Source organism: Hymenobacter swuensis DY53, assembly GCF_000576555.1.
Classification (GTDB): Bacteria; Bacteroidota; Bacteroidia; order Cytophagales; family Hymenobacteraceae; genus Hymenobacter; species Hymenobacter swuensis.
Genome location: NZ_CP007145.1, coordinates 3,489,041 through 3,504,560, shown reverse-complemented (window position 1 = coordinate 3,504,560; position 15,520 = coordinate 3,489,041). Strand labels below are relative to the sequence as shown.

Below are 15,520 nucleotides of genomic sequence, written 5' to 3'. Positions count from 1 at the left end.
CTAGTACGGCTGCACAACAACTTCGGTAGCAAAAAGGCTCAGTAGTGCCCCCGGAAGCATAGCGGATTATTCCCGCACTACCCGCCGCACGGCCACACCGGCGGCCGTTTGCACTCGCAGCAGCAGCACGCCCTGGAAGCGGCCGAATGCTTCGGCTGGTACTTCGGCTTCACCATTTTCCAGGACGGTTACCTGCTCAAACAGCTGCCGGCCGGCCAGATCAGTGCCCGTAAGCGTGACGGGGCCGGTGGTGACTAAGCGCAACCGGAGCGGCTGGGTGCCGGCAACTGGATTTGGGTATACCGCTACCGCAGCAGCCGGAAGGGCAGTAGCGGTGCTTAGCGGGCCCGTAATCCGCCGGTATACGTCGCGGTATTCCACGCGGGAAACGGTTTCCTGACCGGCTATCTGGGTGGTGGTGATGGTAAGCAAGGGCACATGCTGCCCCGGGGCCAGCCATTTGTATTCCCGGGTAACCGGCAGATCAAACCCTTGATTGATGCCGCCGGCCGCAATGCTGTCGTGGTCTTCAATGCGGGTCACTACACGCACCGTCTGGAACGTCCCGAAGGGAGTAGTGAGGCTGCCCCAGGCATCGGGGCGGTTTACGCGCTTGCGTCGTTGACTGAGGTAGCCGGTGCCGGGAACGGTGAGGCTGAAAAACGAGCGGCTCGAATCGGGGGCGCTGGCGTAGCTCAGTGGAAAGCGGTAGATGACGTCCTGCTCAGCAGCCGAAGCATAGGTAGCCGGTACGGCCGTGGTGCCCAGCTTCCCGCCGTAGCCTACGGAGCGAAAATCAGCGTTGGAAGCATTGAAGAACTGGTACGGCTCGGTGATGGGCAGGGCCAGCCCGGGCGGCAGCGGCACGGCATGGGGCGAGGCCACGGTGGCCCGGTTGCTGCCACTCAGCGCCGAGTTGAACGTGAACGTGTACAGCGGTTCGGCAGGCACTGTGGTGAAACGGGCTACGTTCTGGGCCGTGGCTGTCAGGGCCGCGTAATTCCACGTCTGGTTGGCCCCGTTGCGGCTGAGGGGCGGCGCGCTGGCGGGTAGGGCGGGGAGGGCAGTGCTCTGGCGCAACGTATCAGTGGGCACCGGCATATCGGCCCGGGTGATGGTGGGGGAGGTTTGCGCCTGACTCGGGAAGCTCAGGCCGGCAAACAGACCGGAAAGTAACAGGGCGTAGCGGTGTTGCATGAGAACCAAGGCGTAAGAGTTGACGAAGGTCCCAAGATACATGCCGGACGGGTAAAACCGTCCGCATCCGCCCGTATGGTTGTACCTTGCCGTATGCTACCGCCGGAAGAACGACGTATGCAAACCCTGGCAGCCGTACTCCAGGTACCGGAGCAGTTTCCGCCCACAGCCTGGCTGTGCGCCCCGCCCGACGTGCGCGGCTGGCAGCCCGATATGCCAGCCGCCGTGCTGCTGGTGGCCGCTGCCGGACAGCCCGTGCCCACGCCCCACGGCCTGGTGCGCACGTTGTTTATGGATGAAGTGCAGCTGGTGATGGAGCGCCTGCTGGCCCAGGTACCCGGCGCCCCGGCCTGGCTGCGCGTTAATATTCTGGTCCGCTACAAAACCCACCACGAGTTCCCGGCCCTCACCGGCCACCCCGACACGCTGGCCGAGTACTTGGCTGAAGCAGTGCAGGCCGGCGGGCTGAGTCTGCCGGGAGCCGTAGCCCAGCTGCTGCGCTATTTCTCCCACTTCACTCCGGAAGCCGCCGAGCGAATCATGGCCCAGGCCTTCCGGCGACTAAAATAAAAACGTGTCATTCAGAGTGGGGCGAAGAATCCGGGTTATTAACTCACCTCAGATTCTTCGCCCCACTCCGAATGACACGTTACGCTATTGCGCAAACTAAACGCCCGTCATTTCCGGTACCTCGGCCGGAATAACCAGCTTGCCCGCCGTAGCGGCTTTTATTTGCTCTACCGTTACGCCGGGAGCCCGCTCACGCAAAACGAAGCCATCGGGCGTTACCTCCAGCACAGCCAGCTCGGTCACGATTTTCTTCACGCAGCGCAGGCCGGTAATGGGCAGCGTGCAGGCTGGCAGCAGCTTGCTGCTACCGTCACGGGCAACGTGCTGCATAGCCACGATGATGTTCTTGGCCGAAGCCACTAGGTCCATGGCGCCGCCCATACCCTTTACCATCTTGCCCGGAATCTTCCAGTTGGCAATGTCCCCGTTTTCGGAAACCTCCATGGCCCCCAGAATTGTCAGGTCCACATGTTCGCCCCGGATCATGCCAAACGAGTCGGCAGAGCTGAAAATGCTGGAGCCGGGCAAGGTCGTGACGGTCTGCTTGCCGGCGTTGATGAGGTCAGGGTCTACCTGGTCTTCGGTGGGGAAGGGGCCCATGCCCAGCAGGCCGTTTTCGCTCTGCAGCTCCACGTTGATACCTTCAGGAATGTAGTTGGCCACCAGCGTCGGGATGCCAATACCGAGGTTAACGTAGGAGTTGTTCTGTACTTCCTGCGCAATGCGTTTCGCAATGCCGTGTTTGTCGAGTGCCATAGTGGGTTTTTAGGGGGGCGTCATTCCTAGCTCGCCGAGGAATGACGCGTGCTGCCGGATGAATAGTATCGCAACATCAGCACGCGAGATTCCTCGGCAAGCTCGGAATGACGTGCTGATTTTAGGAGCGCACCGTCCGTTGCTCAATGCGCTTCTCGTAGTTTTTACCCTCGAAAATGCGCTGCACGAAGATGCCAGGCGTGTGGATCTGGTTGGGGTCCAGCTCGCCGGCCGGTACCAGCTCCTCCACTTCCGCTACTGTGATTTTGCCGGCCGTGGCCATCATCGGGTTGAAGTTACGGGCAGTGCCCTTGAAGATGAGGTTGCCGGCCGTGTCGCCCTTCCAGGCTTTCACGAAGGCAAAATCGGCGTGCAGAGCGGTTTCCAGCAGGTACATCTTGCCATTGAACTCCCGGCTTTCCTTGCCTTCACCTACCTCCGTACCGTAGCCGGCCGGCGTGTAGAAGGCCGGAATGCCCGCGCCACCGGCCCGGCACCGCTCGGCCAGCGTGCCCTGCGGAATCAGCTCCACTTCCAGCTCACCCGACAGCAACTGCCGCTCAAACTCGGCGTTTTCGCCCACGTAGCTGGAAATCATCTTGCTCACCTGCTTAGTCTGCAGCAACCGCCCGATGCCGAAGTCATCGACGCCAGCGTTGTTGCTGATGCAGGTGAGATTCTTCACGCCCAGGCGCAAAATCTCCTCAATGGAGTTTTCCGGGATGCCGCACAGGCCGAAGCCGCCCAGCATGAGCGTCATGCCGTCGGTGAGGCCCAGCAGGGCTTCCTGAGGGCCACTTACTACTTTGTTGATCATGGGGAATGGGTGGGTATTTGGGCCGGCAAGTTATCAATTGGCTGCTGAAACGGCCCTATACGCGGGTCTACCGCTTCTCCACGCACAGTATCTGCTGGCTTTTTATGGCATCCTCCAAGCAGAGATAGTACATACCTGCCGCCAACCCCTGCAACGATACCTGGAATGAGGAGTTGGTGGGTTTAGCAACCAGCGTAGCGTTCCAAGTGCGCAGTACCCGGCCCTGGGCATCGGTGAGGGTAATCAGCCCAGCCAGAGGCACCGGCACGGCTACCGTCAACAGTTCCTGCTCGCTCAAGGGATTTGGGTATAGATGCCCCTCGGCTGATCTGGCTGGTGGAGTGGCCGCTAGTACCGGGTCGCCGGCCAGGGCCATAAGGTGATAGTCTGCTCCTAAGCTGGCCCCTACTACGAAATGGCCGGTAACAGGGTCAATCTGCAAACAGGCGTTCTGGTCGCTGCCATAGTCCAGGCCGCCGAAACAAGCTTTGGAACCTATGTACGCGCCCTGCGGATCGAAGCTAAAGGTGGCAACGCTCATGGTGTGCGACGCCCGGCTAATTCCGGCCACTACGTAATTGCCGCTCGTGCTGCGCTGTGCCTGCAGGAACCCCAGTGCCCCCGATATACTGTAGGTACTGCTGCCCTGCGACCAGAGCGTGGTGAACGTAGGGGAGAGTTTGGTGACAGAACCGGATGTTACCACCAAAAAATTGCCGCCCTCTACCGGTACAAAGCTATAGATGCCTCTGCCCGGTGATAACGCGTTGTAATACAGGGTGAGGGCCGTAGCATGTTCAGCGCCGCGCACGCCAGTGTCACTCACGAACACTGCTTTCGGAGTGGTAGAACTGTTGGTTATCGTAGGGCTTAGCATCACCCAGTAGCCGTTGGTGCCGCGTGCCAGCCTACTAATGCCCCCAGTCTGAGTAGGGCTGTAATCGAGCAGGACTTGTTGCGTAATCTGCCCACTGGATGAAATGCGCAGCAGATAGGGGTGTCCCTGCACATTGGCAGTCAGCACAAAATCCTGGGCGGGGCTCCACACTAGGTCTACGAAATCAGGCGCCGCAGGACCGGTTATGGTTTTGGTCCAGAGCGTGTCGCCGGTGGCCTGGTTAAGCAGCAGCAACACTGTGCCACCGGGGGCCGGCGCTTGCCCGCTCCCGATGAGCAGTACATGTCCGGTATTGTCTTCACAGAGCAAATCAGTAGCTGCCACGCGGGTGAACTGCCGGATACGCTGCTTTCTCGTCCAGATAGTATCCCCCGTGGCCGTAGTACGCACTAAAAAGAAGGCTGGCCCTCCGAACGAGTTGCCCTGAATTCCGCTGAGGAGGTAACCGCCGGCCCGCATCGGTTGCATTGTCTTCAGTACATCAACCGAACTGGTACCATACCGGTTGCTCCAGATAGCCTGTGCAGCAGCTGATAAAGCTCCGCTCAGAAGCAGAAAAACAGCAAAAATGGAAGCATATAGCTGTTTCATCGGCAAATGGATCCGGTTACTATTGTGTGGTTTTCTCTGATGTAGGTCCTCGTCTGACTGCTGCGGCAACTAATCCAACGCGGCTGGTACGCTGGTTTTGCCATGGAATCTGCACGCTTGGCCGGTAAATCAGACAACGTATAAGGGCCATGACCGACCGAATAGGGCCATTGCCGTACTTTCCGGCCTGGCGTATGTGCAGAACTAACCGGTTCCGTCAAGCCAGAAAACCAGTCTTTAAGTAGCTGATAGACCTCCCTGGTGCGTAACAGTCAGTCCGGGTGGCTAGGGTACCACAATCTTCACCGTGCTGCTTTGCTGCGAAGCGTCTGTCAGCCGTAGGAAGTACAACCCGGCTGGCAATCCGGCCAGTGAAAGAGTATAGCGGTTTCCGGGGCTGGCTGCTCCAATCGGCCATTGCCGTACCACTTGGCCCTGCGGATTGATGAGCAACAACTGCCCGCTAAGCGGGCCGGGTGCAACTACCGTCAGCTGTCGGGTACTGGTCACCGGGTTCGGATAGGCGTCGGCCACAGGGCGGCGGGCGGCAGCTAATGAAGCTAGAACCGGCGCGCCGGTTACTTTGGTCAGGAAGTAGTCGATAGAAGATGACGTGCCGTTCGATATGTTGCCGCTGCCAGCTACCACGTATTCGCCCGTGGCCCGGTCAATGTGCAGGTTTCCCAACAGGTTGTTAGTGCCCAGATTCAGGGTCGAATAAAAGGTTCTGGTGCTCAGATACTGCCCCTGAGCGGAGTACGTAGACGCCACCAGGGAAACATTGTGGGAGGAAGAAGACGCATTGCCCGTTACTACGTACTGCCCGCTGGTATTACGCACAATAGCCATTCCTATAGTAGAAAGCTGATTGGAAGGCGTAGTGGCTGACCACAGCAGCGTAAAGTCCGGCGAAAACTTCCGTACGGTAGTACCCTGTACAACTGCAATGTTGCCGTCCTCCACCGCAACCAGCCGGTTGGGAGCCAGCTCATCGAGGCTGTTCGCGTTGAGATATTCCGCTCCGCGTACGCCACTGTGGCTCACGTACACAAACTTCTTGCTGTTATCGGCCGCCTGCAGTACCACCAGGTAGCCATTCGGAACGGGCGTCATGGCCGTTAGCCTGCCGGCTTCCGTCGCGCTGAAGTCCAGCGTCGTCTGCCACACAACCTGCCCGTTCACACCCAGGCTCTGAAGCTGCGGATGTCCCTGCACATTGGCTGCAATTACAAAATTGCCGTCGGGACCGAGGGTGATGCCTTTGTAAGTGTTGGTGTAGGAAAGTGGTAGCTCCTTGGTCCAGAGCGTGTCACCGGTTGGGGTGAACAGGGTCAGGAAAGAATTGTAATCCAGGTTGGGGTAAGTCGTGGTAGCAACCGTATAGCCGCCCATCAGCACATGGCCCGTGGTATTCTCACATAAGAAAGTGGAGCGCACATCGGCATACTTGCGGATGCGCTGCTTCCGGGTCCAGAGCGTGTCGCCCTGCGTATCGGTGCGTACCAGCAGGATAGTAGGCGTGCGCGGATACTGCCCGCCCAGAACCGGAAAGTTGGTGCCGCTCAGCAAAAATCCACCATCACGCAGCTGAGCCGAAGCCCCGAACCTATCATTGGTGGGTAATTCATACTGGTGCGTCCAGATTACCTGGCTGAGCACCGCAGAAGGAAAAAACGCCACGCAAAGCAGGACGAAAAAGATAGTACACGTTCTTTTCATAGGGTAGGAGGGAATAGGGTAACCAGCAGAAATCAGTCAGTTATGCTAAAGATATATAACACAAGCCGATAGATAAGCCGTAGATAGTGTGGGCGTTTTCCGGACTTGGAAAAAGTTTACCGCAACGCATTGCCCGCGTCCTGGGCATCCAGGGTCAACTGGGCTTTTAGCTCATCCAGGCCGGCAAACTTCTGCTCATCGCGCAGTCGGGCCACGAATTCGATGGTCAGATTCTGGTCGTACAGGTCGCCTTCAAAGCCCAACAGGTGCGCTTCCGTCGTCTGGGCCAGACTGCCGCCCACGGTGGGGCGCACTCCAATGTTGAGCATGGCTGGCCAGGTTTCGCCGGTAGCAGTGGTAGCCCGTACGGCGTACACGCCCCGGGCCGGCACCAGCTTCAACGGCTCCGAACATACCACATTGGCCGTTGGCCACCCAATGGTGCGGCCCAGCTGCTGGCCCTTTACCACAGTGCCGGTGAGGGGGTAGGCATAGCCCAAGTAGCGGTTGGCGGTGGCTACGTCACCAGCATCGAGGGCCCGGCGGATGCGGGTGCTGCTCACGCCCACGGCGTCCACATCTTCGCGCGGAATTTCCTCTACGGTCATACCGTAGCGGCCCGAATGCTGGCTCAGGTACTCGAAACCGCCTTCCCGGTTGCGGCCAAAACGGTGGTCATAGCCAATTACCAGCTTGCTGGTGCCCACCGTCTGCAGCAGAATCTGCTGGATAAATTCCTCCGACGACCACGCCGCAAACTCGCGGGTGAAGGGCACAATCAGTAAGTAATCCACCCCAAATTCGGCCAGCTTGGCGGCACGTTCTTCCAGCGTATTGAGCAGGTAAAGGTCCTGGGGCTCGGGGTGGGTAGGAGGAGGGGCCAGCACCAGGCGCGGATGGGGCCAGTAGGTAATGACGACGGCCGGGCCGTGGCTCTGACGGGCGGCTTCCCGCAGCCGCCGCAGAATCTGCTGGTGGCCGATATGTACGCCATCAAACGTGCCACTGGTTACCACTGCATTACCAAGGTGAGGAAACTGCGCCGGGTCGTGGATGACGTGCATAGGAAAAGGGAAACGAAACAACGAAAGGAGGAGGCGAACCGAAAAGCCGGCTAGGCTTCGGAAGCGGGTGACTCAGAGGTAGCGTGCGTGGCGTTGAAATACTCCAGGCCGGCGCGGCGCTCAGGCAGCCGTTCCCGGCGCTGACGGCGGGGTTGCTCGGCTTCCCCCTCAGGGCGGGGCGGGCGTAGCGCTTCCACTGCCTGCATCGTCAGCGCATCGGCCAGTTGGTATTCACCAATGCGGGTGCGCACTAGTTTGGTGAGGTGCGCCCCGCAGCCCAGGGCCGCGCCAAAGTCGCGGGCCAGACTACGGATGTAAGTGCCCTTGGTGCAACTCACGCGGAAATCTACTTCCGGTAGGGCAATACGGGTCAGCTCGAACTCCCGGATAGTAATCTGCTTGCTCTTGATTTCGGCTTCACCCCCACGGCGGGCCACTTCGTAGGCCCGCTCGCCGTTCACCTTCACCGCCGAAAACAGCGGGGGCGTCTGTGTAATCAAACCCAGAAACTGCGCCGTAGCCGCCCGAATTTCTTCTTCGGTAAGATGCGCGTACGGTAGCTCCGCATCCACAGGCGTTTCCAGGTCGAAACTGGCCGTCGTCTGGCCGAGGCGGAAGGTGCCGGTGTATTCCTTTTCCTGGGCTTGGATCTGGTCGATTTCCTTGGTTTTCTTGCCGGTACAGAGAATGAGTAGGCCGGTCGCCAGCGGATCAAGGGTACCGGCATGGCCGATTTTTTTGATACGTAAGGTGTTCTTTACCTTGCGCACCACGTCAAACGACGACCAGGTGAGCGGTTTATCTACCAATAATACTTCACCGGCTTCAAAATCGAAGGCGGGGGCCGGAGCCGGAGTCAAATCAGCGTGTTCCATAAGGCAATGCCCGCCGCCACGCCTGCATGGCGGGCGGCATAGTTTAGCAAAAGTACGTGGTTGTGGGGTCTCACGCCGGCATATAACCAAAAGAACGCACCGAGGCGCGTTCTTTTAGTTGGCAAAACAAACCGGCAGGCTGGCCTAAATAATCTGCAGTGGAATGCCCAGGGCCAGCATTATCAGGATGATCATGCCCACCGCAATGCGGTACAGCCCGAAGGCGCGGAAGCCAAAACGGGACACAAAATCCACGAACGACTTCACGGCCAGCAAGGCCACAATGAAGGCCACCACGTTACCAAACAGCAGAATCTTAATGTCGTCGGTGCCGGGAGCGGCTACCTTGAACGTTTTGTAGAGCTGATAGGCCGTAATGACGGCCATGGTGGGCACGGCCAGCAAGAAGGAGAAGTCGGCGGCCGAGCGACGGTCAAAACCCTGCGCCAAACCGCCCACGATGGTAGCCGCCGAGCGGGATACGCCCGGAATGAGGGCCACGCATTGAAACAGTCCGATTTTGACAGCCTGCGCGAAACTAGGCGTGGTCACCTGCTTGCGTTCCGAGGTAAAAAGCTTGTCAATAAACACCAGTACCACCCCGCCCAGCATAAGCGACCAGGCTACTACGGCCACGTTTTTGAGCAGGGCTTCAATCACATCCTTGAGCAGGAAACCCAGAATCCCGAACGGAATAAAGGCCGCCGCCAGCTTCAGGTAAAAATCGAAGCTCTGCAGGAACCGCCGCCAATAAAGTACCACCACTGATAGAATGGCCCCGAACTGAATGGAGGTGATAAACGTGTCAGTAAACGGCAATTGCCCAATGCCCAGCAGGTTGGCCACGATAATCATGTGGCCGGTGCTGGAAACCGGTAGAAATTCGGTCAGACCTTCGACAATAGCCAGTAAAAAGGCGTGCCAGTACGACATAAGCAGGGAAGTAGGGTACTAAAAAACAGCCAGCATCCTGAGCAGAACGGAGTATCGGCCGTAAGTGGCTGAAACCTCGTTCCGCTCAGGATGGCCGCGAAAAAACAGAAATCAGAAATGCCTACCGCTTGTAAGTAGGCGTGGTGATGACGGGCGTAGCCGGAGCGGGCTGCGAAGGAACCGTGGTTACGGTAGCCGCGTCACGGGCAATGGGAGCCGCCGCGCCGGAGCGCGTCATGATGGCCCAGAACTCAATTACAAAGCCTACGGCCAGCAGAATCGGGCCGAGCGTAATGCCCAGAAACCCTTCGCCGTAATCTTCGGAGTCAAGCGTCATGGTGATGAAGCCGGCAGCCAGCACGGCCAGCCCGATGAACATCAGGCGGTAGTTACGCGGCCCGAAGGCGAAGCGGGGAGTGTTCGGTTCCATACAGGCAAAGGTAGGAGGGATGCGGCAACGCACCGCGTAAATTCAACCAACGGGGGCTTGGGCTCAATACAATTCGTCCAGCGACATGCTCAGGTACTTGCGTACGGCGCGCCAGGAGCTGAGAAACCCGATGCCCATGCCCAGTAGTACCAGCGCCACGGCCAGGGCCCCGAACAGGCGAACATCCTGCAGCAGGCGCAGCTCAGCCAGCTGCAGATACGCGTATTGCAGCAGCGCCAGCAGCAGCAGCCCGGCCAGCAGGCCGCTTACCAGCCCCTGCCACACCGCCCGCCGCAGAAACGGCCACTGAATAAACGACGGCGTGGCACCCACCAGCTGCATGCTCCGGATGAGAAACCGCTGCGAGAACAAGGCCAGCTTAATGGTATTGTTGATGAGGACCACCACCACAAACGTGAGCACCGCCGCAAAGCCCAGCAGTACCAGGCTCACATTGCGCAGGTTCTCATTCACGGAGGTAATCAGGCTTTCCACGTACTCCACCTCAAACACGCCTTCTTCCTGCGCCAGCTCCTGTTTGATGCGGACCAGGTTTTTGGCGTCGGCAAAGTCAGCGTTGATTTTGATGAGATAGGCGTCGCGCAACGGGTTGTCGCCCAGAAACTGCTGAAAATCCTCCCCGGTCTGGTCGATGAGCTGCTTGGCACCTTCTTCCTTGGAGAGGAATCGAACCTGGCCCTGCCCGTTCTTCACGGCCACGTAGGGCTTGCGGGCGAAATCCTGCTGCAGCCGCAGCAGCTGGGTTTCGGGCAGGCCCCGCTCCAGATACACCTGCATTTCCAGGTTCTCCTTCACCAGCGTCGACACTTTCTGGGCATGAATCAGCAGCAGCCCGAACAGCCCGATTATCAGCAGTGCCAGCGTAATGCTGAATACTACCATTAGGTGTGGGTAGCTGCCTAGCTTCTTCTTGCGGGTCGGTTGGTTCATGAGGCGAAATGGTGAAGGGTGAAGTTGTGAAATAGCGCGAAGGCCCAAGCTGCTTATTCACAACTTCACCCTTCACCATTTCACCTTTACATCACGGTGCGGGGGTCGTCGTCGATTTGTAGTTCGCGGGCCTTGCGGGCGTTCTGGTCGCGGCGGCGCAGGCGTTTGCGCGAGAACAGCTCCCGGAACGTATCAAACTGCTCCGTGTGCAGCAGCGAAACGCCGGCGCGGGCCTGGTTTACGTTCTGGCTCAGGCCGGTTAAGTCGCGCGGGGTAGTTTCGTAGCGCAGCTTGGCCCGGAACTTTCCATCGGGGCGTAGGTAGTATTCCAGGCTCAAATCACCGATTACAGAGCTTTGCGCAGTGGCAATGGGTTGGGGCCCCGCAACTGAACTACCTACGGCATTGCCCCCGATGCTGCCTTCGCGGGTGATGCGCAGGCGACCATTCAGAAAAGAGTAGCTGAGGCGCAGCTGCAAGGCCTGCAAATCCTCGGACGTCAGCCCATTCAGGTTGAAGCTGATTTCCAGATTGGGGTCAATCTGGGAGGTAAGCAGACCCAGCTGGGTTGAAATAATCTGGCCCAGGCTATTGCCGATGGCGTTATTCTCCCCCTGCAGGCGCGTAACGGCCAGTGAACCAATGGGCGTCAGCTGCCGGAATACTACCAGGCTGAAAACCTGACGGTTCAGTTCCTGCTCATCATTACGCAACGACGAGAGGAACGGCGCCAAGTCACCTTCCAGCGAGGATGGAATATCGTTGAACTCCAGGTTCAGGCGGATGATGGGCTGCAGTAGCGGGCCCGTCAGGTTCATAACGGCCGTCACGGGTACCACGGCCGTGTTGGTGGCCAGAATGGGAGCCAGGGAGGTGCGCTGGGTGTAGGTGGCCGTCACGTTCATCTCACCGGCTAGCGGGTCGCCGTTCCAGGAAATAACGCCGCCGGGCCGCACCACAAATTCCTTGTTCACGAGTCCCTGAAGCGTAAAATTGTAGGCCCCACGCACAATTTCCACCTGCCCGTACATATTAAAGTCACCGCGCGTATCAATATTGAGGCGCAACTGCCCGGTGGCCGTGCCCCGGATAATGTCACCGGTGCTTTCATCCAGCAGCAGCTCCACGTAGGCATCCGGCGTGATGTCGAGGTTCATGTTCAGGCGGATGCCCGAAAGGTCGGTGGTACCGGCCACCTGCACGGCTTTTGTGCGGGCGGTATCGGGCAGGTTCCGGTTTACGAACTTGATGTACTTGGCCTGCTCGGCCTTGGCCGCATTATCGAAGGGCAACGACACGCGGGTACCCGGCTCGGAGCGCGCCGTTACGTTCATAAACAGGTTATCGGAAGGGCCGCGCACCACTGCCGTTCCGGTGGCATAGGCCTGCCCGAAGTACAGCTCGTTGTCTTTGCGGGTGGTGTTCAGCACCTGCAGCTTCCGGAAGGAGGCGTTCAGGTCCAGGCGCATGTTCTGGAAGCCCTGCTCATAAATATTGCCGTTGATGGTCCCGGTATTGCCCTGAGGGTCGCGCACCGTGATGTTCTGCAGCGCAATCCGGTCTTCCAGAAACCGGATACGGTCGGAAAAGGTGTAGGTGGTGCCCAGGTAGATAAAGGTGAGTTGCCCGTCGGTTACATCAATATTGCCCGTCAGGACCGGGGCCGAAAGCGGGCCGGTGACGCGCAGCGTCCCCACGCCGGTGCCATTCAGGTCCCGAAACAGCGTGTTGAGGAAGGGCTCCGCCAGTTTGATGGGGGCTTTGTCAAGTACACCGGTGAGGTTGAGCTGCTGGCGTTCCTCGCCGGGGGCGTAGTAGCCTGTAACGGCCAGCACGCGCTGCTGGTCCCGGGCCACATCCAGGTTCACGGCCAGGCGCTTGGCGGCATTGTCCCAGTCGCCTCGACCTTCCACGTTGCCGATGAGTACATTCCCCATCTGCAGCGAATCGACCTGCAGGGTAGAGTTAATAACCAGCGGACCATACACGCCGCTGATGGTACCCAGGGCATTTACCCGGCCCGCAAACTTCTGACTGCCGGTCAGGCCATTCAGCGTGGCCAGCTCAAAATCCTTTACCGTCAGGGCTAGCGGCTTGTTGGGATTCTCCGACAGAAAACCCTGCGCGCTGATGCTCTGGCCGCCATTGCTGAGCGTTACGTTCTGAAAATCGAACTCCCGGCCGCCGCCCGATATAACCAGGGAGTTGTCAGGCGCAATGGTCCAGTCCTTGCCCAGCAGGTTCACGCCCGACTGTCGGAAGGTCACCTGCACTGCATCTTCCAGAAACGCCAGGGCCCCATTAATCTGGGCCTTGTTGGTCGTGCCGGTCTGGGCCAGAGAGGTGGAGAAGTTAATGCGCTCCTGGTCCCACACGCCTTCCACGTAGAATTTCTCGGTGGCACCCAGCCCCGGTACCCGCTGCCGCTCCGAGGTTACGCTGGCCTGCGCCAGCACTTCGGGTTGGTACGGCAGCTTGGAAGTAATGAAGTCGAACTCGCTGCTTTGCAGGCGCAGGCTGTCGTAGCGCAAGTCGGCTACCAACCCGCCCAACTGGAAAATGGAGGTCTGCCCGTTGCGGAAAGAGCCCTCAATGAAAGTCGAATCGGATACCGTGAGTTGGGGCATGAACAGGTGCAGCACCGGGTTGGGCTTCTTCAGCAGCATGCTCAGGCCAATCTGGTAGTTGGGCAGCGGCCGTTGCCGTTTGCGGCGGTAGTAGTCGGCTGTGGCGGCATCGTTGCTGGCGAAGTTGAGGCGGTATTCCTCTACCAGCGTCGTCACGTCGCGGATGGCGGTGCTGGGCGTGAAGTTGCCGGCTAGGGCTAAGTTCAGCACTTCTGAGCGGACCGTGAGTTGGCGCTGGCCCTCACTGTACTGGCTCACCACGTCCAGCGTATCGACGGGCACGGTGCGGCCGGCATAGGAGATACGGGAGTTACGCAGGCGGGCATAGCCCAGCAACTTATCCAGCTGCAGGCCCTTGAACTTCACGTCGGCGGTGGTGGCAATGGTGACGCTCTGGTTGGTGAGGCCCAGGGCCCGCAAATCGGCCTTGCGCACGCGGGCCCGCAGGTCGAAGGCTTGGCGCGCCTTATTCAGGTCGATGGTGCCGTCGGCATCAAACTGCAGGCTGGGGTCGTTGGCGGCCAGTTTGCCGGTGAAGGATTCGCGGCTGAAACGGCCGTTGGTGGTGATGTTGCGGTAGCGGTAGCCATTGAGCCAGATGCTTTGCACGGTGGCGTTGGCCGTGAGGCGGGCCGTGCGCAAATCGAAGCCCACGCCCTGCACCTTGCCGTTCATCGTCACGTCGCGCACGGTGCGCTCATCGCCCAGCAGCTTGCCCAACTGAAAGCCGGTGGTGCGCACCTGGCCCTCGTAGCTGCTGTAGCGCGGGTCGGTCTTGAACTTGAGGTTTACGTCACTCACCACCGAGCCCAGCGCCGTCTGGAACGAGCCGTTGGCCACAAAGTCGTTGTAGAAGCCTAAGAACTGGCCTTTCAGCCGCACCGTGCCCAGCCGCTGCACGTAGGGCCAGCCCGAAGCCGGAATGTAGCGCCGGATGTCGCGCCCATCCACCACGGACGGTTGCAGCCGCATCTCAATGAAGCTTTCCTTTATATTCGGCAGACCTTCCACGTTGATGTCGCCTTTCACCCGGGTATTGCGCCCGTAGGTGATGTCGAGGTTTTTGGTGGTGAAGTTGCGTACGTAGCCCTTAGCCTGCCCCGAAATCAGGACGCTTTCCTTCAGCTCACGCATGAAGGGCTGGGGCGCAAACTTGGCAATGTCGTCGGAGTACACGCGGCTGGGCTGGAGGCGGGCAATGACTTTCACCGAGTCGTTGAAACTGGTGAAGTTCAGGAAGTGCTGGTACTCGAAGCGCAGATAATCGTGCAGCTGGCTGTTCTGCACGCGCAGCATCAGCTTATCAAACTCCCAGAACTTACCCGCGTAGGTCATGTTCGAGGTCAGTTCCCGCAGGCGGGTACCCGAGGGCTGGTCCACGGTGCGCAGGCCCTGGATGTTGGCGTGAATGGTGTCGCCCTTGAACCACAGTTGGTCGGCATCGGCGTAGATGCTGTCCAGGTACATGTGGGCGTAATCCATGGTGCGGCCATATTCCGGAATGCGCGGCACGTTCTGGCGGTCCAGCACGAAACGGCCGTTGCGCAGGCCCAGGGCCTCAATCTTAAAATCGAAGGGCTTGCTGACTTTGGTGGTATCGGACGGGCCCAGCAGCCGCTTCACGGAGCTGATGAACTGGTCGAGGGTGGTGGAATCAGGCTGGTCTTTGTAAGTGACCAGGTTAAAGCGCGGCTCCTCCAGCGTGAGCTTGCCCACGTGCAGATGGCTGGGGTCGAACACGGTGAACAGCCGGATGTCGGCATCGGCCCGCCCGATGTTGAACAGCTCATTGCCGCGCCGGTCCAGCACCCGCACGCCTTCCAGCAGCACCCGCGAAAACGGCCGAATATCCACCCGGTTCACCAGCACTTTCTGGCCCAGCTTGTCGGTCAGGATGCGGGCCGCGCGTTGCGCTACATTGGTCTGCACGCTCGGAATCCGCAACGCCACCAGCGCCCCCACTACGGCCAGTACTACCAGCAGCAGCAGGGCAAACACGACTTTCAGGAGGACGGACAGAAACCGGGGCACGGAGAAGAGGGGCTGAAACGGGGCAACAACAAAGATAGGCACTTACCCCCGACCGTTGCCT

At 59.4% G+C, this 15,520-nt stretch carries 12 protein-coding genes; 1 reads left to right on the top strand and 11 read right to left on the bottom strand.

Annotated elements, in window-relative coordinates:
* Positions 1-66 precede the first annotated feature (66 nt).
* Entirely contained in the window at positions 67-1,197 is a 1,131-nt protein-coding gene (locus HSW_RS16300; protein WP_155833011.1) for a T9SS type A sorting domain-containing protein, read from the bottom strand.
* A 117-nt stretch (positions 1,198-1,314) separates the two neighbouring features.
* Between HSW_RS16300 and HSW_RS16295 the strand changes: the two genes are divergently transcribed.
* Positions 1,315-1,767, top strand: coding sequence for a hypothetical protein (locus HSW_RS16295; protein WP_044002800.1), 453 nt, complete (start codon positions 1,315-1,317; stop codon positions 1,765-1,767).
* Positions 1,768-1,863: 96 nt separating this feature from the next.
* On the opposite strand, the gene HSW_RS16290 is transcribed toward HSW_RS16295, so the two are convergent.
* From HSW_RS16290 to HSW_RS16245, 10 genes are all read right to left on the bottom strand, one after another.
* The gene (locus HSW_RS16290; RefSeq protein WP_044002799.1) at positions 1,864-2,523 is read right to left on the bottom strand and encodes a CoA transferase subunit B; all 660 of its coding nucleotides are present in this window, start codon (positions 2,521-2,523) and stop codon (positions 1,864-1,866) included.
* A 121-nt stretch (positions 2,524-2,644) separates the two neighbouring features.
* The gene (locus tag HSW_RS16285; protein ID WP_044002798.1) at positions 2,645-3,340 is read right to left on the bottom strand and encodes a CoA transferase subunit A; all 696 of its coding nucleotides are present in this window, start codon (positions 3,338-3,340) and stop codon (positions 2,645-2,647) included.
* 67 nt (positions 3,341-3,407) lie between these two features.
* Complete coding sequence (locus HSW_RS16280) at positions 3,408-4,829, bottom strand: T9SS type A sorting domain-containing protein (RefSeq protein WP_044002797.1); 1,422 nt, start codon at positions 4,827-4,829, stop codon at positions 3,408-3,410.
* Positions 4,830-5,114: 285 nt separating this feature from the next.
* Complete coding sequence (locus HSW_RS16275; protein ID WP_081768454.1) at positions 5,115-6,548, bottom strand: T9SS type A sorting domain-containing protein; 1,434 nt, start codon at positions 6,546-6,548, stop codon at positions 5,115-5,117.
* 116 nt (positions 6,549-6,664) lie between these two features.
* Positions 6,665-7,612 carry a bifunctional riboflavin kinase/FAD synthetase gene (locus HSW_RS16270; protein ID WP_052346531.1) on the bottom strand — a complete coding sequence of 316 codons (948 nt, stop codon included), beginning with the start codon at positions 7,610-7,612 and terminating at the stop codon, positions 6,665-6,667.
* 50 nt (positions 7,613-7,662) lie between these two features.
* Entirely contained in the window at positions 7,663-8,487 is an 825-nt protein-coding gene (gene truB / locus HSW_RS16265) for a tRNA pseudouridine(55) synthase TruB (RefSeq protein WP_052346530.1), read from the bottom strand.
* A gap of 144 nt (positions 8,488-8,631) precedes the next feature.
* Entirely contained in the window at positions 8,632-9,420 is a 789-nt protein-coding gene (locus HSW_RS16260) for an undecaprenyl-diphosphate phosphatase (RefSeq protein ID WP_044002795.1), read from the bottom strand.
* Between the two features lie 121 nt (positions 9,421-9,541).
* Complete coding sequence (locus HSW_RS16255; protein ID WP_071883130.1) at positions 9,542-9,850, bottom strand: DUF3098 domain-containing protein; 309 nt, start codon at positions 9,848-9,850, stop codon at positions 9,542-9,544.
* 63 nt (positions 9,851-9,913) lie between these two features.
* Complete coding sequence (locus HSW_RS16250) at positions 9,914-10,801, bottom strand: cell division protein FtsX (protein WP_044002794.1); 888 nt, start codon at positions 10,799-10,801, stop codon at positions 9,914-9,916.
* A gap of 86 nt (positions 10,802-10,887) precedes the next feature.
* A complete protein-coding gene (locus HSW_RS16245; protein WP_044002793.1) occupies positions 10,888-15,459 on the bottom strand; it encodes a translocation/assembly module TamB domain-containing protein in 4,572 nt (1,523 codons plus the stop codon).
* Positions 15,460-15,520: the final 61 nt, after the last annotated feature.

What these genes read in the sequence shown, in the direction of transcription:
- HSW_RS16300 (WP_155833011.1), bottom strand. Translation starts at nt 1,197, where the DNA reads ATGCAACACCGCTACGCCCTGTTACTTTCCGGTCTGTTTGCCGGCCTG.
- HSW_RS16295 (WP_044002800.1), top strand. Translation starts at nt 1,315, where the DNA reads ATGCAAACCCTGGCAGCCGTACTCCAGGTACCGGAGCAGTTTCCGCCC.
- HSW_RS16290 (WP_044002799.1), bottom strand. Translation starts at nt 2,523, where the DNA reads ATGGCACTCGACAAACACGGCATTGCGAAACGCATTGCGCAGGAAGTA.
- HSW_RS16285 (WP_044002798.1), bottom strand. Translation starts at nt 3,340, where the DNA reads ATGATCAACAAAGTAGTAAGTGGCCCTCAGGAAGCCCTGCTGGGCCTC.
- HSW_RS16280 (WP_044002797.1), bottom strand. Translation starts at nt 4,829, where the DNA reads ATGAAACAGCTATATGCTTCCATTTTTGCTGTTTTTCTGCTTCTGAGC.
- HSW_RS16275 (WP_081768454.1), bottom strand. Translation starts at nt 6,548, where the DNA reads ATGAAAAGAACGTGTACTATCTTTTTCGTCCTGCTTTGCGTGGCGTTT.
- HSW_RS16270 (WP_052346531.1), bottom strand. Translation starts at nt 7,612, where the DNA reads ATGCACGTCATCCACGACCCGGCGCAGTTTCCTCACCTTGGTAATGCA.
- truB (WP_052346530.1), bottom strand. Translation starts at nt 8,487, where the DNA reads ATGGAACACGCTGATTTGACTCCGGCTCCGGCCCCCGCCTTCGATTTT.
- HSW_RS16260 (WP_044002795.1), bottom strand. Translation starts at nt 9,420, where the DNA reads ATGTCGTACTGGCACGCCTTTTTACTGGCTATTGTCGAAGGTCTGACC.
- HSW_RS16255 (WP_071883130.1), bottom strand. Translation starts at nt 9,850, where the DNA reads ATGGAACCGAACACTCCCCGCTTCGCCTTCGGGCCGCGTAACTACCGC.
- HSW_RS16250 (WP_044002794.1), bottom strand. Translation starts at nt 10,801, where the DNA reads ATGAACCAACCGACCCGCAAGAAGAAGCTAGGCAGCTACCCACACCTA.